The 22287-nt window shown below is 62.3% G+C and carries 24 protein-coding genes; 13 read left to right on the forward strand and 11 right to left on the reverse strand.

All coding sequences use genetic code 11. The features are described from left to right. Window positions 1-45: 45 nt before the first annotated feature. The 4 genes from GB927_RS06285 to GB927_RS06300 form a co-directional block, all read right to left on the reverse strand. The gene (locus GB927_RS06285) at window positions 46-807 is read right to left on the reverse strand and encodes a hypothetical protein (RefSeq protein WP_256115809.1); all 762 of its coding nucleotides are present in this window, start codon (window positions 805-807) and stop codon (window positions 46-48) included. A 258-nt stretch (window positions 808-1065) separates the two neighbouring features. After that, window positions 1066-1665 (reverse strand): transglutaminase-like cysteine peptidase, encoded by a 600-nt coding sequence (locus GB927_RS06290; RefSeq protein WP_256115810.1) that lies wholly within the window; start codon window positions 1663-1665, stop codon window positions 1066-1068. Between the two features lie 485 nt (window positions 1666-2150). Then, window positions 2151-2762, reverse strand: a complete 612-nt coding sequence (locus tag GB927_RS06295) for a PilZ domain-containing protein (RefSeq protein WP_256115811.1) — start codon at window positions 2760-2762, stop codon at window positions 2151-2153. A gap of 146 nt (window positions 2763-2908) precedes the next feature. Continuing rightward, on the reverse strand, window positions 2909-3544 hold the full coding sequence (locus tag GB927_RS06300) for a PAS domain-containing protein (RefSeq protein ID WP_256115812.1): 636 nt from the start codon (window positions 3542-3544) through the stop codon (window positions 2909-2911). A 292-nt stretch (window positions 3545-3836) separates the two neighbouring features. On the opposite strand from GB927_RS06300, the gene GB927_RS06305 reads away from it, so the two are divergent. Together GB927_RS06305 and GB927_RS06310 are read left to right on the forward strand one after the other, a co-directional pair. Next, a complete protein-coding gene (locus tag GB927_RS06305; protein WP_256115813.1) occupies window positions 3837-4577 on the forward strand; it encodes a rhomboid family intramembrane serine protease in 741 nt (246 codons plus the stop codon). 189 nt (window positions 4578-4766) lie between these two features. Continuing rightward, window positions 4767-5195, forward strand: coding sequence for a CBS domain-containing protein (locus GB927_RS06310; protein WP_256115814.1), 429 nt, complete (start codon window positions 4767-4769; stop codon window positions 5193-5195). A gap of 77 nt (window positions 5196-5272) precedes the next feature. Here the strand turns inward: GB927_RS06310 and GB927_RS06315 are convergent, their stop codons facing one another. The 3 genes from GB927_RS06315 to folE all read right to left on the reverse strand — a co-directional run bounded on the left by GB927_RS06315 (window position 5273) and on the right by folE (window position 7699). Further along, window positions 5273-6235, reverse strand: a complete 963-nt coding sequence (locus tag GB927_RS06315) for a patatin-like phospholipase family protein (RefSeq protein WP_256115816.1) — start codon at window positions 6233-6235, stop codon at window positions 5273-5275. A gap of 363 nt (window positions 6236-6598) precedes the next feature. Beyond that, the gene (gene hisI / locus GB927_RS06320) at window positions 6599-7051 is read right to left on the reverse strand and encodes a phosphoribosyl-AMP cyclohydrolase (protein WP_256115817.1); all 453 of its coding nucleotides are present in this window, start codon (window positions 7049-7051) and stop codon (window positions 6599-6601) included. 36 nt (window positions 7052-7087) lie between these two features. Continuing rightward, the gene (folE, locus tag GB927_RS06325; protein WP_256115818.1) at window positions 7088-7699 is read right to left on the reverse strand and encodes a GTP cyclohydrolase I FolE; all 612 of its coding nucleotides are present in this window, start codon (window positions 7697-7699) and stop codon (window positions 7088-7090) included. A 332-nt stretch (window positions 7700-8031) separates the two neighbouring features. On the opposite strand from folE, the gene GB927_RS06330 reads away from it, so the two are divergent. The 7 genes from GB927_RS06330 (at window position 8032) to GB927_RS06360 (ending at window position 14206) form a co-directional block, all read left to right on the forward strand. Then, on the forward strand, window positions 8032-8478 hold the full coding sequence (locus GB927_RS06330) for an iron-sulfur cluster assembly scaffold protein (protein WP_256115819.1): 447 nt from the start codon (window positions 8032-8034) through the stop codon (window positions 8476-8478). A 6-nt stretch (window positions 8479-8484) separates the two neighbouring features. After that, a complete protein-coding gene (yidD, locus tag GB927_RS06335; RefSeq protein WP_256115821.1) occupies window positions 8485-8862 on the forward strand; it encodes a membrane protein insertion efficiency factor YidD in 378 nt (125 codons plus the stop codon). 58 nt (window positions 8863-8920) lie between these two features. After that, the gene (locus tag GB927_RS06340) at window positions 8921-9448 is read left to right on the forward strand and encodes a DUF1697 domain-containing protein (protein ID WP_256115822.1); all 528 of its coding nucleotides are present in this window, start codon (window positions 8921-8923) and stop codon (window positions 9446-9448) included. Window positions 9449-9794: 346 nt separating this feature from the next. Beyond that, window positions 9795-10631 carry an AlbA family DNA-binding domain-containing protein gene (locus GB927_RS06345; protein WP_256115823.1) on the forward strand — a complete coding sequence of 279 codons (837 nt, stop codon included), beginning with the start codon at window positions 9795-9797 and terminating at the stop codon, window positions 10629-10631. A gap of 17 nt (window positions 10632-10648) precedes the next feature. Continuing rightward, a complete protein-coding gene (locus GB927_RS06350) occupies window positions 10649-11173 on the forward strand; it encodes an ATP-binding protein (RefSeq protein WP_256115824.1) in 525 nt (174 codons plus the stop codon). A gap of 144 nt (window positions 11174-11317) precedes the next feature. Further along, on the forward strand, window positions 11318-13288 hold the full coding sequence (gene thrS / locus GB927_RS06355) for a threonine--tRNA ligase (protein WP_256115825.1): 1971 nt from the start codon (window positions 11318-11320) through the stop codon (window positions 13286-13288). A gap of 75 nt (window positions 13289-13363) precedes the next feature. Beyond that, window positions 13364-14206, forward strand: coding sequence for a lysophospholipid acyltransferase family protein (locus GB927_RS06360; protein WP_256115826.1), 843 nt, complete (start codon window positions 13364-13366; stop codon window positions 14204-14206). Here the strand turns inward: GB927_RS06360 and GB927_RS06365 are convergent. Continuing rightward, window positions 14203-15207, reverse strand: a complete 1005-nt coding sequence (locus GB927_RS06365; RefSeq protein WP_256115827.1) for an RgsD C-terminal domain-containing protein — start codon at window positions 15205-15207, stop codon at window positions 14203-14205. The genes GB927_RS06360 and GB927_RS06365 overlap by 4 nt on opposite strands. A gap of 101 nt (window positions 15208-15308) precedes the next feature. Here GB927_RS06365 and GB927_RS06370 point away from each other — a divergent pair, with 101 nt between their 5' ends. Together GB927_RS06370 and GB927_RS06375 are read left to right on the forward strand one after the other, a co-directional pair. Continuing rightward, window positions 15309-15893 (forward strand): nitroreductase family protein, encoded by a 585-nt coding sequence (locus GB927_RS06370; RefSeq protein ID WP_256115828.1) that lies wholly within the window; start codon window positions 15309-15311, stop codon window positions 15891-15893. Between the two features lie 4 nt (window positions 15894-15897). Then, window positions 15898-16506, forward strand: coding sequence for a flavin reductase family protein (locus tag GB927_RS06375; RefSeq protein ID WP_256116180.1), 609 nt, complete (start codon window positions 15898-15900; stop codon window positions 16504-16506). A 209-nt stretch (window positions 16507-16715) separates the two neighbouring features. Here the strand turns inward: GB927_RS06375 and GB927_RS06380 are convergent, their stop codons facing one another. Continuing rightward, on the reverse strand, window positions 16716-17366 hold the full coding sequence (locus GB927_RS06380; protein WP_256115829.1) for an aldolase/citrate lyase/malate synthase family protein: 651 nt from the start codon (window positions 17364-17366) through the stop codon (window positions 16716-16718). A 132-nt stretch (window positions 17367-17498) separates the two neighbouring features. Between GB927_RS06380 and GB927_RS06385 the strand changes: the two genes are divergently transcribed. Further along, window positions 17499-18626, forward strand: a complete 1128-nt coding sequence (locus tag GB927_RS06385; protein ID WP_256115830.1) for a DUF2336 domain-containing protein — start codon at window positions 17499-17501, stop codon at window positions 18624-18626. On the opposite strand, the gene GB927_RS06390 is transcribed toward GB927_RS06385, so the two are convergent. Both GB927_RS06390 and parE read right to left on the reverse strand, forming a co-directional pair. Then, on the reverse strand, window positions 18627-19058 hold the full coding sequence (locus GB927_RS06390; protein WP_256115832.1) for a hypothetical protein: 432 nt from the start codon (window positions 19056-19058) through the stop codon (window positions 18627-18629). Window positions 19059-19128: 70 nt separating this feature from the next. Next, window positions 19129-21192 carry a DNA topoisomerase IV subunit B gene (gene parE / locus GB927_RS06395; RefSeq protein WP_256115833.1) on the reverse strand — a complete coding sequence of 688 codons (2064 nt, stop codon included), beginning with the start codon at window positions 21190-21192 and terminating at the stop codon, window positions 19129-19131. Between the two features lie 209 nt (window positions 21193-21401). Here parE and GB927_RS06400 point away from each other — a divergent pair, with 209 nt between their 5' ends. Beyond that, on the forward strand, window positions 21402-22286 hold the full coding sequence (locus GB927_RS06400; RefSeq protein ID WP_256115834.1) for a prolyl oligopeptidase family serine peptidase: 885 nt from the start codon (window positions 21402-21404) through the stop codon (window positions 22284-22286). The last annotated feature ends 1 nt before the right edge of the window (window position 22287 follow it).

Here is a 22287-nt window from a genome sequence, read left to right on the forward strand (position 1 = left end):
ATGAATCATTGGTTTCTGAGATTGGCCGGGTTTTATCGACGGGGTTTATCGGTTCAGGCGGGCGGACGAGGGATGGCCGTCCTCGATGAAGGACTGGCCGAGATAGTCGCGAACGCGCGCCTCCATGGCCTGCCACTGCGGCAAAAGTCTGCTCGAAAAACGATAAAGCACAGAAAGATCGCGGCCGATGTGGATATCGCGCTGGCAGTCGGCGCTCGTCGATTGCGACGGGTCGGCAGGCATCATGCAGCGCACCGCATAATCGGACCCATCCGGCAGCACGCCGGTGAAGAACACCTCGCCGCCATAACCAGACGTGTCCTTCAGAGGCTGCAAAGTCAGCCCCGCCGGGCCGGGCTCGGGCCGGTCGTCGAAGAGGTGGCTGTAGATCGGTCCCAGCCGGCCGGACATGTCCTTCGACATTGTGCTTTGCGAAAGATTGAGGAAAATCAGGCTTTCGGGGCGGCTGGCATCGTTGAATTTTACGCGCTCGGCATTGGAATAGCCCTTCATTTCGGGCCAGGTCAGGTAGAGATCGACCCGTTCGGCGCGGCCGGTCTGGCGTTGTTCCTCGAAGCGGATCGTGTTGGCGGGAAGCCGGATCTGGTCCTGGCCGATGACGATATCGATCGGCTGGGCGCTTTCCGTATGGCCGGCAAGCGCGATGCGTTCGCCAAGCATGCGGCCGGCAAGGCTGATGGCGACGGTCACGCCGGCAAGAACCGCGACGGAAATCGTCAGGCGCGTCAGCAGGCGGTTGGAAAGCAGGGGGGCGTGTTCGTCACTGCCGGTCGCTGCCACTGTCATCTCGCATCCCTCGCTGTGCCTGGTCGGAGCCGGTTTTAAGGGGCGGCGACCTTTGCCGGAGCGTCTGCCAACAGGGTTAATTTTCGGTTGAGATCGGGCATAGGTGGGGTGCTGAAAAAGAAAGCGGCCGGTTCCGGGACAGCAGAACCGGCCGCAGGGCCATGGTCGGGACGGGGATTGGGGGACTGACCGGGCCCTTTATTACCCGGCGGGGCCGCCGGGCAATCTCGTCATGCGGCGCCGCTCTGGCGCCGGGGATTACTTGACGCTACCGACGGCGTCGGCACGACCGTCTTGCAGCTTCACCCACTTGCCGGCATTCGCCGAGGACTGGCGCTTCAGGAAGCGGTATTCGGTCTGCGACCAGAGCAAGACCTTGTTGCGCATGTTGTCGAGCACGAAGTCGCCGCGGTCGGTGCGCACGGTCAGCACCGCATGGCCTTCGCCGTTCGGCTGGAGCACGACGGTGATCAGAAGGTTCGACGGCGAGATGCCGGCTTCGATCAGGCGCTTGCGCTTCAGGAGCACGTAGTCCTCGCAGTCGCCGACGGTGTCCGGATAGGTCCACTGTTCCTCGACGCCGTAGATCTCCATGTCGGTCAGCGGCTGCACGTCCGTGTTGACCGTGTAGTTGACGTTGAGGATCGTCTTCCAGCTTTCCTGCGTCAGCGCCAAGGGTCCCTTGTCCTTGCCGGTCGGGCCGCATTCGTCGCTGTATTGCTTGCAGAATTCGTAGTGGCCGATGGGCTGGTTGGTGCTGCCCGCCAGCGGAATATTGGCCGGCAGCGCCATCGCGGCGCCTGCGGCAGCCAGAGAGAAGAGAAAGGCAAACGTCCCTGTCTTGATCGTTTTTTTCATTGTGTGTGTCCCCGTTCGATGAGGTCACAATGACAGGGATGTTTTGAGCTTGCGCGAAAACCGGAAGTATAACTTAGTTCAAATCAAGGTGGTATAAGTATAAAACAAGAATAAAATTCGAGATGAATTTGAGTTGTACTTGAAATACATTTGATTAAAATTTGAATGAATTTTCGGTTGGACCGATCCTGGCGTAATCGGCGCAATCTCTTGATTCCAAAGAAATTTCCGGCCGAGACCAAAGCGATATTCGGTGCGATAATGGGGGGCGATGCCGTTGGAGCACATGGGACGAAGTCCGACGTTGCTGCCGGCGACGGGGCTACGGCACCCCTTTCGTCGTGCGAGGGGGCCTGAAGGCGCTTTTGGCGGCCAAAAATATTTTTGCGATTATTTTTGAGAAGGGTGCGCTGTCTCGTCCTGAAACAGCAAAGGGCCCTGCAGGGCCCTCATGGTACAATACGAGCTGTGGTCGTCCCGAAATGCTACAGGAATGCGGTCAGCGCATCCTTCGACTGCACGGACGAAAACTCGATGGCGACGCCTTCCTGGAAATGGCGTACGACGCGGCCCTTCATATGGCCGAGCTGCACGGGCGTGCCGAGCGCCGGCCGCACGTCGATATCGACCGCCGCGCCGGACATCGAAAGGTCGATGATGCGGCAGGGGTAGCGCCGGCCGTCGTCGAGCGTCAGGTCGGTGCTGGTGTTGCGCGGCGTCAGGCGGTTGTGGCGGCGGTCTTCCGGCAGGCCCAGCTCGTGTTTGTTGGCGATCCAGGTGAGCTGTGCCGCCAGCTTTTCGCGCTTGCGGTCCGTCGCATTGAGCAGGATCGCGAAGCCGGCGTCGCTGAGGGCTGCGACGGTGCCCTCGATGCGGCCGAGATGATCGACATAGGCGATGATGCGTTCGCCCATGCGCGGACGACCCAGGCAGATGAAGCTGGCATCGCCCGGCGACATGTCGAGCACGGTGCATTCATATTCTTCGTGATTGGCCAGCATCAGGCGGCCGGGCAGGTTCACCGAGACGCGCTGGAAGCTGCGCTGATCGGGCTGCGGTTTCCGGACGGCGGGCGATGCTTGCTGGAATGAATACATGTGCGCGCGTGCCTGATGATCTTATCTCTTTCCAACTCTTAATCTTTCGGGGTTAACAGAAGGTTTTCCCGCACATTGAAAAGTCGTTACACGCGTGCATTTCGACAACTTAGAGGCGTTTCGGGTTGTAGTCCGGCGTTTCTGCCTCACCCATCGTCACCCTGGCGACCGCCCTCGAAGATCCTCAGATGCAGCACGCGGCTCATCGTCTGGCCGAGGCCGGCCGGCCGGACCGCCATGATCGAGGTGGGCATAGGCACGGCCGGCCTGTTGCCGCCAAGATTCTTCGCCCGGCTCGGATCGATGACCGAAAGCGCGCCGAGCGTCGCATAGCGGAAGGCCGAAAGCGGTTGCCGCTGGCCGGGCAGGGGCGCGAAAGCGCCGATGATGCGGTCTGCCGCCTTGCCCTTGGTGGCGAGCGGCAACAGCACGACTTCCGCCTCCGTCGTGTCCAGGCTGCCGTCGACGAGCGCGATCTGCATGATGGCAGGTGCCGCATGCGCCATCACATTTTCCGTGATCCGGGCGACGCGGTTACGCAGGTCCGGCGCGAAAAGCTTGTCGAAACCGGACCCCTTGAGCTCCCGCCCGAACTGCGCACAGAGGCGCGTTCCGGCAAGGCGGAAGCGGGGATCGTCCAGCCTGTTGTGTTCCAGAATGAAGACATCGGGCAGGATGGGCGCAATGTCGGCGGGCTCTATGGCGCTGCGCAGCGGCACGGCGCGCTCGCCCCGCTGCCGTGTCCAGTAATCATAAAGTGCCGTGACGGCCTTCGTCTGCATGCGCGCTTCCAATCGATTCTGTTCCGTTCCGGCACGAAAGGCCGTGCGTACGGTGGTTTTTCGAAGAGAGGAGCGAGTTTCGTGCCAGAGCGCCGTTAAGGTTAACCAATGCTTTCGATTGCATCGTCGGCGTGGTTGGGGGAACATCCGGTCATCCCTCCACGAGGGAATGGTTTACTGCACATCATTTCAGCCCCGGGGATTGGGGGCACCGGCCGTCAGCGAAAGCTGCACGGCCTTTCTTTTCTCTGTATAAGCGCGACTCGTATTTTATGAATTTGGTGGATCGGTCATGACGGATGATGGCGGTGGAATGCAGGGCGGCGGGATGGACCTCCGCAAGCGGGAGCCGGCATTCAACCTGCCGGGCAGCCTCGTCGCGATCCTGGCCCTGCTCACCGTCATCCATGTCGTACGCACCTATCTGATCTCGGCCCAGGCGGACGAGCTGGTGCTCCTGCATTTCGCCTTCATTCCCGGACGCTACTCCATTCCCTTTTCCGAGCAGGATCTCGGCTGGCTGTGGAGCCCGATCACCTATTCGCTGCTGCATGGCAGCTGGGAACACCTGATCTTCAACGCTTTCTGGATGGTCGCCTTCGGCGCGCCGGTCGTGCGGCGCATCGGCCTTTGGCGCTTCTTTCTCTTCTGGTGTCTCTCCGCCATTGCCGCCGTCGCCTTTCACGCGGCGCTGCATTGGGGGGCGATGATTCTCGTCGTCGGCGCGTCCGGCGTGGTGTCCGGCCTGATGGGGGCGGCGGCCCGCTTCGTCTTCTCGCCGAGCGGCCGCATCAGCCGGCAGTTCGCCCATCTCAACCGCCGCCTCACCATCCCCGAAGCGCTTTCCAACCGCTCCGTGCTGGTCTTTTCCGGCATCTGGTTCCTGACCAACTTTTCGATCGGCTTCGGCCAGATTTTTGGTTCGGTCGCCGGCGGCGCGATCGCCTGGGAAGCGCATATCGGCGGCTTCCTGTTCGGCTTCCTGTTCTTCCCGCTGTTCGACGTCGCGGTCGCCGAAAGCCGCCGGGATTAACGATAGTCCATTAGCGGTCTTGCAATCGCCTCTATCGTGGCGCACCATGGACGTGTTCCGGTTCGCACATGCACACCGGAACGGGAGCGGCATAACGCGGGAGGAAGCGGATGTCGCGCCGGTTACTGGCAGGGCATCCCTGCACGGGTGTCCCGCCTCTCTGCGTTATGATGCACACGGGAGGTACGCATGTATGTAAAGACGATATTGGACGAAAAAGGCCGCAACGTCGTGACCGGCGGCCCGCAGCTCACAGTCAAGCAGGCTGCCGTCTATCTGCATGAAAACCATATCGGCGCCATCGTCATCGTCGATCGCAACGACCGCATCGCCGGCATCGTGACCGAGCGTGATATCGTAGCTGCCGTCGCCCGCAACGGGGCGGAATGCCTGGACAAACCCATTTCCTCCATCATGTGGGGCAACGTCCATCGCTGCGACGAGAACCAGACCGTCGAAGGCCTCATGGAAATGATGAGCAAGCTGCGTGCCCGCCATATCCCGGTGGAAAAGGAAGGGCGCCTTGTCGGCATCATCTCGATCGGCGACGTGGTGAAGTCCCATATACGGGCGATCAAGCACGAAGCGGAAGCCATCAAGGCCTATATCTCCGGCTAATCGCCAGATCCTGAACGATTTCGGGCGGACCGATGTCAATCGCTCCGCCCGCTCGTGTTTTTGCATGCTGAAAGCGCTCAGCGCATCAGCACGGCTTCCTGCATGCGCTTGATCTCGAAAATCCGCGCCTTGGCTTCCAGGTAGCCGCGGTCGATCGCTTCGCCGGCGCGGTGGAATTCCGAAAGGCCGATATCCGACAGTTTGGGATGCAGCGAGAGATCCGGCGGGTCTCCGGCAAGGCGTGCGCGGGAAATGCGGTCCTGGATGATGTTGAAGGACTGCACCATGACGCTCGTCAGCCCGAGGCGCGCAGCACTGTCTTCCTGCTTGTGATCGTCGATCTTCTGCTGGCTTGCGCTGTGCTTGATGACCGCCGAGCGGCCGTAGAGATCGTAGTTGAGGTTGACGGCGACGACCAGCGGCTCCTCGTGCGCGCGACAGACAGAGACCGGCACGGGATTGACCAGCGCGCCATCGACCAGCGTGCGGTTGTTGCACTTTATCGGCTCGAAAATGCCGGGGAGCGCATAGGAAGCGCGGATGGCGGTGATCAGCGAGCCACTGTTGATCCAGACCTCGTGGCCGCTGTTGACTTCGGTCGCGACCGCCACGAAGGGCCGGTCGAGATCCTCGATCGACAGGTTTTCCAGGTGCTCCTGCATGCGCTTCGTCAGCCGCATGCCGCCGAACAGGCCGGAACCGCGAATGGTGAAATCGAGCAGGCTCGCGATGCGCCGCATGGTGAGCGAGCGGGCGAAGGCCTCCAGCTCGTCGAGCTTGCCGGCGAGGTAGCAGCCGCCGACGAGAGCACCGATCGAGGTGCCGGCGATCATGCCGACGGGGATGCCTTCCTCGTCGAGCGCCCGCAGCACGCCGATATGGGCCCAGCCTCGGGCGGCACCGCCGCCCAGCGCCAGAGCGATCTTGGGTTTGCGCGGCTGGGCCGGCGCGGGAATGTGAGACATGTCGTTCATGGAAGGGCCGCCCGGATCTGATGCATCCGCCGTTACGAGACTACGATTGAAACTCCAGTTCAGCATGCCGGGCCTCCGTTACGAAGAGGAATTCGCGCCGAAGCAATCAGTTCCAGAGCCTCGGGCCTATCCGCTACACAATAAATGACAGGATAGATGCAGACTGTGACGCGGGGAACTTTGGCGAGAAAAACCCGTCTGCGGAGTTTCCCGTGTGCGTCCTGTCGAAACGGAAGGCGGGCGCTTGCCCGTCGGATCGTCGTCCCCTGCGGGGCGGCGTTGGAAACCGGTCGTGACGCACTACAGCGATTGGGTTCCATGGTCCTGATCCGTGGCGGGGATAGAGGCCGCCATGGCGTGCATTAGGCGTCCCGACCGGTTGCCAATTGGTGAATCCGTGCCGTAACTGAACGGAATCCGCGCAGATGCTTAATTTTTACCGTAGATCGCCGCCGGATCGAACTGCGGTTCGCCGCCGGTAATGGTCAGCACCGCGCCTTCCGGGCCGTTCGAAACCGTGCGGTAGAAGCACGAGCGGCGCCCGGTGTGGCAGGTCGCGTCGTGGCCGGCGACCGAGACCTTCAGCCATACGGCATCCTGGTCGCAATCGGTACGCAGCTCCACGACCGTCTGGAGGTTGCCGGAGGTTTCGCCCTTCTTCCAGAGCGAATTGCGCGAACGGCTCCAGTAATGCGCGATGCCGGTCTCCACGGTCAGCGCCAGCGATTCGGCATTCATGTGGGCGACCATCAGCAATTCGCCGTCCTTCGCATCCGTCACCACGGCCGTCACCAGGCCGTGTTCGTCGAAGCGCGGCGTGAAGTCCGGGCCGGTTTCGAGCTCGGCCTTGTCCTTGGAGGGGGATTTGAAGGTGATCGTCATGGCGGTCGGCTCCGTCGCGCGGAGCCGGCTTGTCGCCTAGCTCCGGATCATCGTCATGAACCGCACCTGTTCGGTCGGTTCGGTCTTGAAGGCACCGGTAAAGGTGGTGGTGAGCGTTGTCGAGCCCTGTTTCTGGATGCCGCGCATCGCCATGCACATATGCTCGGCCTCGATCATCACGGCCACGCCACGCGGGTTCAGCGTCTCGTCGATCGAGCGCGCGATCTGCGCCGTCATGGTTTCCTGCGTCTGCAACCGGCGGCCGAAGATTTCGACGACGCGGGCGATCTTCGACAGACCCAGCACCCGACCATTCGGCAGATAGGCGACATGCGCCTTGCCGATGATCGGCACCATATGGTGTTCGCAATGCGAGAAGAACGGAATGTCCTTCACCAGCACCATGTCGTCATAGCCGGCAACTTCCTCGAAGGTGCGGCCGAGCACGTCCTCGGCGGCGAGGTCATAGCCGGAAAACAGCTCGCGATAGGATTTTGCGACGCGGGCAGGGGTGTCGAGCAGCCCCTCGCGCTCCGGATCGTCGCCCGCCCAGCGAAGCAGGACGCGAACGGCATCCTCCGCCTCTTTCTGCGAGGGGCGGCCGGACGGATCGTCGACACGCGGAAAATTGGTGACTATGGCGTCCATGGACCCAATGACCTTTCTGCAGGCTACCTGACCTGTATATCGGACTCGCCACTGGCCATTCGCCTAACCCTGCAGGCTTGGGTTCCGTCGGCGGGCTCCGGGGCTTTCGGGTCTTCGCTTATCAGTGCGCTGACCGTCCGGCACGGTTTCCCAATCAACAGGTGAATGTTTTGCGCCTTGCAAAACGCTCACCCCAATACGAGTTATCATATAGTATCGAACGACGGCTGCGAAAGAGGCGCGATGCGACGCGGCATGCTTTTTTACCGACGACACCGGAATAATCTCCTCGGATCATTGAAGATTCCGCAAAAAATGCGAAAAACAGGGCCATGATGGACGATATCTATAACAGCCGCATCCTGGAATTCGCCGGCAATATCCCGCGCATCGGCACGCTCGCCGACGCGGATGCCGAGGCCGGCGCCCATTCCAAGCTCTGCGGCTCGCGCGTCAAGATCTACCTGAAGCTCGATGGCGACCGCGTCACCGATTTCGCCCATGAGGTGAAGGCCTGCGCGCTCGGCCAGGCGTCCTCCTCGATCATGGCGCGCCACGTCATCGGCGCGACGACCGCCGAAATCCGCGACGCGCGCGAAAAAATGCTCGCCATGCTGAAGGCGGACGGCGAGGGGCCGGACGGCCGCTTCGAGGACATGCGCTTCCTGAAGCCCGTCAAGGACTACAAGGCCCGCCACGCCTCCACCATGCTGACCTTCGATGCCGTGGTGGATGCCATCGGCCAGATCGAGGCGAAGCGGCTGGAAAAGGCGGGGTGAGGCGCGGTGTGCGACGCCCCGGATTGCCGGCATGCCGGCGCGCGGCTCGCCTATAGGGGCCGCAACTGGCCGGGGCCGTTCCGCCGCACGCCGGGCCGCCTTGCCGGCATGGGCTTCATCCGGCTCTACCAGCTGACAATCTCCGGCTTCATCGGCCATGGCTGCCGGCACCTGCCGACCTGCTCGGAATATGGTTTTGAGGCGATCGCCCGCCACGGCCTGTGGCAGGGCGGGTTTTTGGCGCTGTTCCGCGTCGCCCGCTGCGGCCCCGGCGGCACGCATGGCTTCGATCCCGTGCCGGAGGCGCTGGAGAGCCGCTTTCGCTGGTGGGCGCCGTGGCGGCTGTGGCGCGTGGCAAAAAGCCGGGAAGGGGCAAGGCCGTGACCGTGCCGATGAATTTTCGCCACGCCGCGCACGCTGCGCCACAGGATATCTGGCGCGCATGATCAGCCATGTTGCCCTCCTGCACTCGATCGTGCTTGGCCCGGGCCGCCGCGTCGTGATGGCGGAGCTGAAGGCGATGGCCGAGAGGCTCGGCTTTGCCAATCCCCGCACGCTGGTCGCGACCGGCAACCTCGTCTTCGATGCGCAGCACGCGGACCTCGCGACGCTGGAAAACCGGCTGGAAGCGGCATTCCGCGAAACATTCGGCAAACATGTCGATATCATCCTGCGCCGCGCCGACGCCTGGAAACGGCTCGCCGCCGGCAATCCATTCCCGGGCGATGACGGCGCCAATGTCTGCGTGCGCGTGATGCGCGAACCGCTCGGCCCCGCGGCCCTCGAAAAACTCGAAAAGCTGGCCGCCCCGGAACTGCGCCTCGCCCTCGTCGACGGCGACCTCTGGATCGACTTTCGCGGCAAGCCGAGCGAAACGAAACTGCTCTCGCACCTGACGACCAAAAAACTCGGCATCGGCACGCTGCGCAACGCCAACACCGTCAACGGCCTCGCGGCGATGCTCGGCTGACGGGGCAGAGCGGCTTGCATGGCGGCTCTAAACCAACCTCGCGTACGCGGGGAAGCGGGAAGCCTGTCACAACGGAAATTCGCATTCCCGCAGCGTTTCGCGCCTCTTCCGCTCCTGCCACATGTCCCGGCAGTAAAAGAAAGTGTCTCCTCTCGCCCGCATCGACACGTTACGCGATCCGTCCGGCGTCGGAAGGAGGTTTTTAGGATACGGTAGGTTTGGGGGCAGAGAAAATTATGGAGGTGAATTTAGACGTTGAGGCCTGTGTTGCCCCTGTTTGTCGCGGGTTTTCGTTGACAGCCAAATTCTGGGATGCATTCTGTTCTCAACAACCAAGGGGTGAATTGTGGTAGACGTAAGGGATGTATCTAAAGAAGAATTTGGCGGAATTCTGGGGTTACAAGAGAGCTATTTTTGCGACCTTAAAAGTAAGCGAATTGCACCCGCAAAATTGTCTCGGTCAATTTCAGCATTCGCAAACGCAAGTGGCGGTGAAGTTTACGTTGGCATTGAAGAGCTCGACGTCGCAGATGGAAAAAAGCGTTCTTGGGATGGCTTTTCTGATCAGGAAGAGGCGAATGCCATATTTCAAGTGATGTCAGAATTAGACCCACTAGGAAGCAATTTTTCAGGCCAATTCCTTCGATATCAAGGCGCGCCTGGCTTAGTTCTTTATTTGGCAATTTCAAAGACACAAAGTGTCGCTCATTCAACTGATGGTGGCGTATATAGGCGAAATAATGCGTCTAACCTTCCGTTAAAAGATGAAGCGCTTGAACGCCTAAAATACGATAAGGGTGTCCGATCTTACGAAAATGAGAAGATGGCAGTCGAGACTGACGAGGTTACAAACTCGAATATTGTTATCGAGTTTCTTATTGATGCGGTTCCGACGGGAGAACCTGCGGAGTGGCTTAAGAAACAATTTTTGTTGATTGATGGCACTCCAACCGTCGCGAGCGTGCTTCTTTTTTCGGACAACCCTCAAGCCTCGCTACCTAAGCGCTCAGCTATCAAGATATTGCGTTATAAAACGAAAGCCGAAGCTGAAAGGGACTACTTATCGTCTGACCCTGAAACTATTGAAGGGCCGATATATAATCTAATCTATGATGCCGTTGACCGGGTTAAGGAAATTATCGAAGGAATTGAGAAGATTGGCCCGGCTGGCATGGAAAAGTAGAATACCCACAAGAAGCTTTGCACGAAATTCTCACTAATGCGGTCCTTCATCGTGATTATAGTGTTGCCGCGGACGTTCAAGTTCGTATATTTGATAATAGAGTTGAGATAGAAAGCCCAGGAAAGCTACCTGGTCATGTCACAATTGGAAATATAGCGAAAACACAGTTCGCCAGAAATCCTAGAATTGTAAGGATTATCAATAAATTTAAGAATCCTCCAAATAAGGATGTTGGCGAAGGTATTAATACCGCTTTTGAAGCCATGGAAAAGCTGCGCTTGAAGAGGCCGGAATTCCAAGAAACTGAATCTTCAGTTCTTGTAATTTTGCGTCACGAAAGCTTGGCATCACCAGAGCAAATTGTTTTGGAGTACCTAAAGGAAAACAACGAAATAACAAATCAGATTGCACGCGATTTGACTGGGATTAAGTCGGAAAATACTATGAAGAACGTGTTCTATCGTTTGAGGGATGGCGGCCAATTGGAGCAGGTTCCTAAGGTAAAAGGCAAAAAACACTCCTGGCGAAAGCCCACTACCTAGCGATAGAGGAGTGGGGTGCTGAACTGCCACCCCTTCCAATCCCCCCATTTTCCCCTTATACCGCGCGACGCACGCGCCGGCATTCCGGCTTTACCCTCGCATACCACCCGCATTCGTTGGCGGGACTGGATAGGAGATTTTTTGATGTCTGCACCCGTTTCCCTCACTTTTCCCGATGGTTCCGTCCGCGAATATCCCGCGGGCTCGACCGGGCGTGATGTTGCCGAGGCGATTTCCAAGTCTTTGGCCAAGAAGGCGATTGCGATTGCGCTCGATGGCGAGTTGCGCGATCTCTCCGAGACCGTTTCGAACGGCCGGATCGAGATCGTCACCCGCGAGGACGATCGCGCGCTGGAGCTGATCCGCCACGACGCCGCCCATGTGATGGCGGAGGCGGTGCAGGAGCTTTGGCCGGGCACGCAGGTGACCATCGGCCCGGTCATCGACAACGGCTTCTATTACGACTTTGCCAAGGATGAGCCCTTCACGCCGGACGATCTGCCGAAGATCGAAAAGCGCATGAAGGAGATTATCCAGCGCAACAAGCCGTTCACCCGGGAAGTGTGGTCGCGCGACAAGGCCAAGGACGTCTTTGCCGCCAAGGGCGAGAAGTACAAGGTCGAGCTGGTCGATGCGATCCCCGAGGGGCAGGACCTGAAGATCTATTACCAGGGCGACTGGTTCGACCTGTGTCGCGGCCCGCACATGGCCGCGACCGGCCAGATCGGCACGGCCTTCAAGCTGATGAAGGTCGCGGGCGCCTATTGGCGCGGCGACAGCAACAACCCGATGCTGACGCGCATCTACGGCACCGCCTGGCGCACGCAGGAGGAGCTCGACAGCTACCTGCACATCCTCGCCGAAGCCGAAAAGCGTGACCATCGCCGGCTCGGCCGCGAAATGGACCTGTTCCACTTCCAGGAGGAAGGGCCGGGCGTCGTCTTCTGGCACGGCAAGGGCTGGCGCATGTTCCAGACGCTCGTCGCCTATATGCGCCGCCGTCTCGCCGGGACCTATGAAGAGGTGAACGCGCCGCAGGTGCTCGACAAGTCGCTCTGGGAAACCTCCGGCCACTGGGGCTGGTATCGCGACAACATGTTCAAGGTGACTGTTGCCGGCGACGAGACCGACGACGAGCGCGTCTTCGCGCTGAAGCCGATGAACTGCCCGGGCCATGTGCAGATCTTCAAGCATGGCTTGAAGTCCTATCGCGAACTGCCTGTCCGGCTTGCGGAATTCGGCAATGTGCATCGCTACGAGCCTTCCGGCGCGCTGCATGGGCTGATGCGCGTGCGCGGCTTCACGCAGGACGATGCGCATGTCTTCTGCACCGACGAGCAGATGGCGGCGGAATGCCTGCGCATCAACGACCTCATCCTCTCGGTCTACAAGGATTTCGGCTTCGAGGAGGTGACGATCAAGCTCTCCACGCGTCCGGAAAAGCGCGTCGGCTCCGACGACTTGTGGGATCGGGCCGAGGGAGTGATGAAGCAGGTGCTGGACACGATCCAGCAGCAATCGAACAACATCAAGACCGGCATCCTGCCGGGCGAGGGCGCGTTCTACGGGCCGAAGTTCGAATATACGCTGAAGGACGCCATCGGCCGCGAATGGCAGTGCGGCACCACGCAGGTCGACTTCAACCTGCCGGAACGGTTCGGCGCCTTCTACATCGACCAGAACTCCGACAAGAAGCAGCCGGTGATGATCCACCGCGCCATTTGCGGCTCGATGGAGCGCTTCCTCGGCATTCTCATCGAGAACTTTGCCGGGCACATGCCGCTGTGGATCGCGCCGATGCAGGTGGTGGTCGCGACCATCACCTCGGATGCCGACGACTACGGCCGCGAGGTGGCGGAGCTTCTGCGCGAGGCGGGCCTGACGGTCGAGACCGACTTCCGCAACGAGAAGATCAACTACAAGGTCCGCGAGCATTCGGTCAGCAAGGTTCCGGTCATCGTGGTCTGCGGCAAGCGGGAGGCGGAGGAACGCTCCGTCAACATCCGCCGGCTGGGTTCGCAGAACCAGACGGCGATGTCGCTTACCGAGGCGATCGCCGCGCTGACGCTGGAAGCCATGGCCCCGGATCTGAAGCGCAAGCTCGGCAAGGCGTGAACGTTTACGCCGATTGTCGGAAAACTGTAATGATCCCGTGCTAGCTAGTGCGGGATTATCTTTTTGGGGAATACCGTGCGGTTCAAGGAACTCTCCTACGCCAACGAAAACGATCCGCGCCTCAAACGATGGTTCATCCGCTCCATGGAAGGTCTCGCCGGTCGTAACCGCTACGCCCGGCTCTATGACATCTGGCGCAAATCCATCGTCGGGCACAGCGCGCGGGTCTTCGGCGACATGCTGGAACTCATCAATGTGCGGCTGCGCGTGCAGGGCTCCTGGCCGCCGCCGGACCTGCCGCAAGGCCCCGTCGTCATCGTCGCCAACCACCCGTTCGGCATCGGCGACGGCATTGCGGTGCTGGCGCTCGCCGAGCAGCTCGGCCGGCCGTTCAAGGTGATGATCCACAACGACCTGCTCAAAGTGCCGGAAATGCAGCCCTATGCGCTGCCGGTCTCCTTCGAGGAAACCAAGGAGGCGCTGGCGCTCAACATGAAGACGCGGGCGGAAGCCGTGCGGCTCCTGAAGGAGGGCACGACGGTGATCGTGTTCCCGGCGGGCGGCGTGGCAACGGCGAAGAAGGTTTTCGGCCGCGCGGAAGACCTGCCGTGGAAGATGTTTCCGGCAAAGCTCATCCAGTCGGCGCAGGCAAACGTCATTCCCGTCTTCTTCGAGGGGCAGAACGGCCGGCTCTTCCATCTGGCGAGCAAGGTCTCGATGACGCTGCGCCTGTCGCTCCTGATCCGCGAGTTCCAGAAACTCTCCGGCTCGACGATCGCCGCGCGCATCGGCGGCGTCATTCCCTGGGCGGAGCTCGATGCGGGCGACCGCAAGAACATCATGGCGCGGCTCTACGAGGCCGTCTTCGCCATGGCGCCGCTGCCGAAGCCGAAACCGTTCATGCGGCGGGCAGGCTAGTCCACCACGTCTTCCGCGGCGGCCTTCTGCTCGTTGGCGTTTTCGTCGAGCAGCACTTCCACATCGGTATTGACGCCGGCCTTCACCGCGAAATCGCGCTGGTAGATGCGGTTCTTGTTGCGGGCGACAGCGATGTAGCTGCCTTCCGCCAGAACCAGCGTCGGGAAGGCGCCGACGCTTTCGCTGACCGTATCGCCGGACGAGGTGAGGATCGACCAGGCCGTGTCGGCGATCGCCTCGCCGCCGGGCTCGGAGACGAGTTTCAGCGTCAGCTTCGCAGCACGGTGCTGGATCGTCGCGCGCGTCAGCTTACCGGCCTCGACCTGGATATCGGCGCGGATCACGGCGTTCACCGTGCCGTAGTCGGAAACGACATGGTAGGTGCCGGCGTTGAGCCGCACCACGGAATTCGGCTTCACTTCGGCGACGACGAGGTTGCGCTCGCCATCCTCGCGCACTTCGGCGGCGAAGATCGAAAAGCTCAATTCCTTCGGCGGAATGCGCACGTCGGAGCCGGACACGGCATTCAGCATGATGCCGCCGGCATCGAGCACCATGACCTGCTTGTCGACGTCGCCATCCGTGGGCACCAGCAACTTCTTCGTGGCGCCGGCGCGGCCGAAGGCGACGTTGACGAAATATTCGCCGGGCACCAGCTGGAAGGCGGCCGAGCCGCCCTCGGAGGTGGCGAGCAGCGGCAGCTTGCCGTCGGCACCCGGGATCGGCGAGAAGACGCGCCAGGTGAGGCCGTGCTGCATGGGGCTGCCGTCCTTGGTCAGCAGCGCCTCGCAGGTCACGTCGCGCAGGTTGTCCGGCGTCGCCTCGCCGGTGACGATCGGGTTGAACGAGGTGAGCTTGCCGCTCTTCAGCGGGGTGCCGATCTGGGAGAAACTGTCCAGCGATTCCTGCGCACGAGCCGGTGCCAACGACGAGAGAAGGGTCACGATCGCGACGCTCACGGCAATGCCGAAATGGGGGGCGGAATGGGGCGGCATGCGCATGGGGACGGTTGACTTCCTGACTGTAAGGCTCCACTTGAAGACCCGGCTAATGGCATTTTCAAGGCCGCATCCGCGGGCCAAGATATTGGAACTCCCTCCCGATGAAAACCGAAATCAAGCTGATCGATTATCTTTCGACCCGCCGGTCGATCCCTGCCTTCCAGATGGGCGAACCCGGCCCCTCGAAGGGCGAGGTGGAGGCCATGCTGACGCTCGCCTCGCGCGTGCCGGACCACGGCAAGCTCGCCCCCTGGCGCTTCATCGTCTATCGCGGCGAGGAGCGCCGGCGCATCAGCGAGGCACTCGCCAAGATCGCGATCGGCGACAAGCCGGAGCTTTCCGAGGAAATGGTGAAGGTGGAAAACACGCGGCTCACCCGCGCGCCGGTCGTCGTTGCCGTCGTCAGCCGCGCCGCACCGCACTTCAAAATTCCGGAATGGGAGCAGCTCATGTCGGCGGGCGCCGTCTGCCTCAACATGGTGATCGCGGCCAATGCGCATGGTTTCTCCTCGAACTGGCTGACCGAGTGGTATGCCTACGACCCGCGCGCCTATGCGATCCTCGGCGTCAACGAGGGCGAGAAGATCGCCGGCTTCATCCATATCGGCACGCCCACCGTGCCGCCGACCGAACGGCCGCGGCCGGAGCTTTCCGAGATCGTCACATGGGTGGGCGATGACACCTGACGCGCTGTTCTACGAGACGGCGGACAACGCCCACGGCCTGAAGCACGATCCCTTCAAGGCGATCGTCGCGCCGCGGCCGATCGGCTGGATCGGCACGAAGGCGGGGGATGGGCGGCTGAACCTCTCGCCCTATTCGTTCTTCAACGCGGTCAGCGACCGGCCGAAGCTCGTGATGTTCTCGTCGAGCGGCCACAAGGACAGCGTGACGAATATCGAGGAGACCGGCGTCTTCACCTGCTCGCTGGCGAGCCGGCATCTGGCCGAAGAGATGAATGCGAGCTCGGTTGCCGTTCCTTACGGCGTGGACGAATTCGACATTGCCAAGCTCACGCCGGTGACCGGCCGTCTCGTCGATGCGCCCTATGTCGGCGAAGCCTATGCGGCGCTCGAATGCCGCGCGACGCAGATCCTGCGGCCGGTCGATCTCGACGGGCGGGAATCGGACAACTGGGTGGTGTTCGGCCAGGTTGTCGGCATCCACATCAGCCCGGAAATCCTGCGCGACAGCAGGATCGACATGGCGGTCGCACGCCCGCTCGGCCGGATGGGCTACATGGATTATTGCGACGGCGGGGCAGATGTCTTCGCCATGGGGCGGCCGAAGGCTGGGTGAGGGTGGATCCTCGGGTCAAGCCCGAGGATGACGGAGGAGAGGTGGTGCCCTGTGTCGGGGGAGCGCCGCGGCGCGGGTTAGCGCACCTATTGATATCCCCGACGCCCTTGATGCATCCCGCGCGACCGTACTGTTTTGCCCGCTGTTCTCACGCAGGCCGTCGTCCTCGCATGACGGTGCTGTTTCGCCGGTCGTTCCCACACACTCCGTCATCCTCGGGCTTGACCCGAGGATCCACGGCCACCTGCGTACACTGTTTGGATGATGGCCATCTGTGCCGGGTCGCTTGCGAGGCGCCCGAAGAACCCGTCGTCGCGTGAGCGGTCGCAATCCGCCAGGAAAAGCTCTCCAGCGAGGTCCGAGGCCGAATCGTAGGCTGGGATGCAGGCGGCTGCGGCGGTGAGCAGGACGGCGGCGCGGGCTGCGGCGAAGGTGGGGGGGCATTCGCCGCTTTCGGTGCGGGTCGGTTCTACGCCGAGGGTTTTTACAAGGCCCCTCTGGTCCCAAACCAGACCGGCTAGCCGTGTGGTTTTGCCGGAGAAGCCTTGCGGCGACACGGGTGCCGGCAGGATGCCGTCGGTGATCGCGAGAATCGGCGTACTGCCTTCCGCTAGGTTTTCTTCCGCTTCGGCTACGGAGAGCAGGACGGCCAGCCGTTGGATGTCGGCACCCGTGCGGCAGCCGGTGAGGGCGATGCCGGTGGCACCGCCTGCAAAGGCTTGGCGGAGCATTTCGAGGCTGGCGTCGGGGTTTACGACGACAAAACGACCCTTGATGCCTGAGTCGCCGGCATAAACCAGCGCGCCGCGTCCCGCCGGGGGCGGGGCGGTCTCAAGCATGGCGTGGGGCAGCGGTTCCATACCTTTTCATAGGGCTTTGCGCCCGCTCCTGGCAACGACCATCCGGTTAACGGATATGGTGAACCAATCTTAAACACTTTGCCGCTAGCGTGTTTTTCGTAGCAGTTGTGGTGCAGGCGTTTGGGGCGTCCATTGATCGTTCATGCTTTCCTCCGTTGGGTCGAGACAGCCCGGGCAGCCGACAGGGCGAAGGCGGCCAGTGTGTTGGCGCGGGCTTACGCACGGTCGCGGATCTGTGCGGACGATCGCCGCGCCGCCGAGATGGCGATGATCTTTTTGCTCGACGATCCGGCGCCGAAGGTGCGGCTTGCGCTGGCGGAGGCGCTTGCCGACTGCGAGGATGCGCCGCGCGCCGTGATCCTGCCGCTGGCGGAAGACCAGCCGGAAATCGCCGCCCATATCATTCTATGTTCGTCGCTGCTGACGGATGCCGATCTCGTCGATCTGGCGGCCAAGGGCAATGACGTGACGCGCATGCTGATCGCCAACCGCTCCTTCGTCTCGCGCGCCGTTTCGGCAGCGCTTGCGGAGATCGGCGAAGTGCCGGATGTGCTCGCCCTTTTGGAAAACGAAGGCGCGGTGGTTTCGCGGCGCAGCCTGACGCGCATCGCCGACCGTCTCGGCGACGATGCGGAAATCCGCGCGCTGCTGCTCGACCGCGAGGACCTGCCGAGCGATGCGCGCCATGCGCTGGTCGAGAAGATCGGCACGGCGCTGGCCGGCTTCGGGCTCATCCAGGCCGCGGTCGGCACCGGCCGCGTCGAGCGCATCACGCGCGAAGCCTGCGACGTGGCGACGATCGGCATGGTGGGCGAGGTGGCCGCGGCGGAAATGCCGGCCCTGGTCGAGCACCTGCGCCTGACCGGGCGGCTGACGCCCGTGTTCCTCATGCATGCGCTCTGCACCGGCCGCGTCGAGTTTTTCGCCTCGGCGATCACCAATCTTTCGGGGCAGGCGGAGCGGCGCGTCCGCTCCATCCTGTCGGATGGCCGCGAGGCGGCGGTGCGGGCGCTCTATGAAACGGCCGGGCTCGGCCGGGATATCAGCGCGCTCTTCGCCGAGGCGACCATGCTCTGGCGGCGCGAGGCGAAGGGCGAGGACGACGGGCTTTCGGTGTCCGAGCACCTGCTGTCGCGCGCACGGGCGGCGGGCAATGCCTCCTGCCAATCCATGCTGGAACTGGTAGAGCGGCTGGCCATTGCCGAGCAGCGCCAGACGGCGCGCAGCTACGCGCTCATTGCGGCGCGCGAAGCGGCCTGATCAGTCGGCGAAGCGTTTTACGACCCAGGAATAGCCGTCCTCGGCATAACGCACCGGCGTTGTGACGGCGTTCTTCAGCGCGGCCTTGTCGGGGATGGCCTTCCTGACGAAATTCAGCGTGCGGGCGGCGAGGCCCTGTTTGGCCTCGGCCGTCTCGGCCGGTGTGGGCACTTCGGCCGTGGTCACGGTTTCGGCGGGTTTGGCCTCGGGCGTTGGCTTTGCCACATCCGCTGTCATGCGGTCGCCGGAGCTTTCGCAGACGGCGACGATCACCGGATAGTTCTTGTCCTGGTGGCGGTTGATATAGGTCTCGGCCTGCGCGTCGCAGAGCGCCACGGTCTGCCAGCTCTTGCCGACCGTATCGATATAGTGGCACTGGGTCGCGCTGTCGTCGCAGCCCATGATCGTCATGACGATGAGCGCAGCTTTCATGGCCGTCCTTTCCGCCTTCGTTGCTGCCGGTTAGAGGCAGGCATTGCCGCGAAAATAAGGCGGCAATGCCTCAGATATCGAGGTTGTCGGCGAAGACGGCGCGCTCTTGGATGAAGCGGAAGCGGGCTTCCGGCTTGGTGCCCATCAGGTCGTCCACGGCGGTGCGCGTTCCTTCGAAGTCGACGTCGTCGATTGCGACCTTCAGGAGCGTGCGCTTCTTCGGGTCCATCGTGGTTTCCTTGAGCTGCGCCGGCAGCATCTCGCCGAGACCCTTGAAGCGGCCGATTTCCACCTTGCCGCGGCCGTTGAACTCGGTGCGCATCAGCTCCTCGCGATGCGGGTCGTCGCGGGCATAGAGCGTCTTGCCGCCCTGGCTGAGGCGGTAGAGCGGAGGCACGGCGAGGAAGAGGTGGCCGCCGCGCACGAGATCCGGCATCTCCTGGTAGAAGAAGGTGATGAGCAGCGAGGCGATATGCGCGCCGTCCACGTCGGCATCGGTCATGACGATGACGCGCTCGTAGCGCAGGTCCTCTTCGCGGTATTTCGTGCGCGTGCCGCAGCCGAGCGCCTGCACGAGATCGGAAATCTGCTGGTTGGCGCCGAGCTTTTCACGGCCGGCGCTGGCGACGTTGAGGATTTTGCCGCGCAAGGGAAGAATGGCCTGGTTGGCGCGGTTGCGCGCCTGCTTGGCAGAGCCGCCGGCCGAATCGCCCTCGACGATGAAGAGTTCGGCGCCTTCGGCGGAATTCTGCGAGCAGTCGGCCAGTTTGCCGGGCAGGCGCAGCTTGCGCACGGCGGTCTTGCGGCTGACTTCCTTTTCCTTGCGGCGACGCATGCGCTCTTCGGCGCGCTCGATCACCCATTCGAGAAGCTTGGCCGCTTCGCCGGGGTTGTCGGCGAGGTAATGGTCGAAGGGGTCGCGCAATGCGTTTTCGACGATGCGCTGGGCTTCGACGCTCGCGAGCTTGTCCTTCGTCTGACCGACGAATTCCGGCTCGCGGATGAAGACCGAAAGCATGCCGACCGCGGAAATCATCACATCGTCCGTGGTGATGTCCTTGGCGCGCTTGTTCTGCGTCAGGTCGGCATAGGCCTTGAGACCCTTGGTGAGCGCGATGCGCAGACCCGCCTCATGCGTGCCGCCGTCGGCCGTAGGAATCGTGTTGCAATAGGAGTGGATCAGCGAATCGCCGCCATACCAGGTGACCGCCCATTCGAGCGAACCGTGGCCGCCGGACTTTTCGCTTTTGCCGGCGAAGATTTCGCGGGTGACGGTGTAGTCTTTGCCGAGCGTCGCCTGGAGATAATCCTTCAGGCCGCCGGGGAAATGGAAGACCGCCTTTTCCGGCGTTTCCGAACCTTCCAGCAGCAGCGACGGGTCGCAGCTCCAGCGGATTTCAACGCCGCCGAAGAGATAGGCCTTGGAACGGGCCATGCGGAAGACGCGGCCGGGGTCGAATCGTGCGTGGGCGCCAAAGATTTCCGGGTCGGGGTGGAAGCGTACCTTGGTTCCGCGGCGGTTGTGCACGTCGCCAAGCTCTTCCAGGCCGCCGACCGGCTTGCCGCGCGAAAAGCGCTGGCGGTAGAGCTTCTTGTTGCGGGCGACCTCGACTTCGAGATGGTCGGACAGCGCGTTGACGACAGAGACGCCGACGCCGTGCAGGCCGCCCGAGGTCTCATAGGCCTTGCCGTCGAACTTGCCGCCGGCATGCAGCACGGTGAGGATGACTTCGAGCGTCGATTTCCCAGGCATCTGCGGGTGGTTTTCCACCGGGATGCCGCGGCCGTTGTCCGTGACGGTCAGGAAACCTTCGGCATCGAGGTTGACGTCGATGAAGTTGGCATGGCCGGCGACCGCTTCGTCCATCGAGTTGTCGATGACTTCGGCGAAGAGGTGGTGCAGCGCCTTTTCGTCCGTGCCGCCGATATACATGCCGGGCCGCATGCGCACGGGCTCCAGGCCCTCCAGCACGCGGATTGCCGAGGCATCGTAGCCGCCGGAGCCTTCGCTGATGGGCTGCACGGCGCGCGCCTCGCGCGGTGGGGCGGCAGCCGGCTTTTCCGCCGGTGCAGGGGACGCTGCGGCGGGTTGGGGGGGAACGTTGGCGAAAAGGTCGTTGCTGTCGTCTTGCATGGGCCGTTCAGATTTTGTTCCGTTTGCCATTTTCTCCCGCCGATCCGGGAAGATCGGGGTTTGGCACAAATGAGGTCGCGGGCGAATCACTCGCGACTCTGCCAGATTCCGTGGGTTTTCGCGATGCCGGGCCGCGCCAACCGCTGGGCGAGGATTGCGTTGCGCGCGGGCGAATGGCAAGTATCGCCAGCCCCAGGGAGCGACAGTTCATGCCTCAGTCCACAGTTCATTGCCTTCGCCGGCTGGTTTTCGCCGCGGTTTTCACCGCGCTTGCGGTTCAGGACGCGGCGGCGTTGACGCTGAAACCCTGGAAGGACGAGCTTTTCGGCTATGGCACGGTGATCGAGACCTCCGACGACGGCGCGCTCAGCGTCGTCGATTACCAGGAGATGCGCGACATCAACGGGCGCGACCAGGTGCCGGAGCGCCGGGTGAAATCGGCCTATGTCTCGACGGCGGTGAAGAAGGCGCAGAAGAATGTGACGCTCGACACACCCGCCGGGCCGATCGACGTGGCGATGACCGGCAACGGCGAGGGCGCGGCCTTCACCGTCATCTTCATCCACGGCCGCGGCGGCGACCGGCGGCTCGGCAACAACGACTGGAATTTCGGCGGCAATTTCAACCGGCTCAAAAATCTCGCGGTGCGGGGTGGCGGGGTCTATTATGCGGCGAGCGTTCCCTCCTTCGACGACAAGGGGGCGGCGCGCATTTCCGGCCTCATCCTCACCGCCAAGGCGCTTTCGCCGGATGCGCCGGTCATCCTCGCCTGCGCCTCGATGGGCAGTTTCATCTGCGCCCGCGTGGCGCGCGACCCAGCGGCGGTGAAAAGCCTCTCGGGCATGGTGCTGATGGGCGGGGCGGCGGATGGGGATTATGCCAAGACCGCAGCCTTCAAGGCGAAACTGCCGGTCTTCTTCACCCATGGCGACAGCGACAGCGTCTACCAGGCGAACGACCAGATCGCCGTCTTCCGCAAGCTCAGGAAGGCGGGCGTCCCGGCGCGCTTCGTGCTGTTCCAGACCGGCGGCCACGGCACGCCGGTGCGGATGACCGATTGGCGCGAAACGCTCAACTGGCTGTTTGCGCAGTAGG

The organism is Shinella lacus, assembly GCF_010994755.1.
Taxonomy (GTDB): Bacteria; Pseudomonadota; Alphaproteobacteria; order Rhizobiales; family Rhizobiaceae; genus Shinella; species Shinella lacus.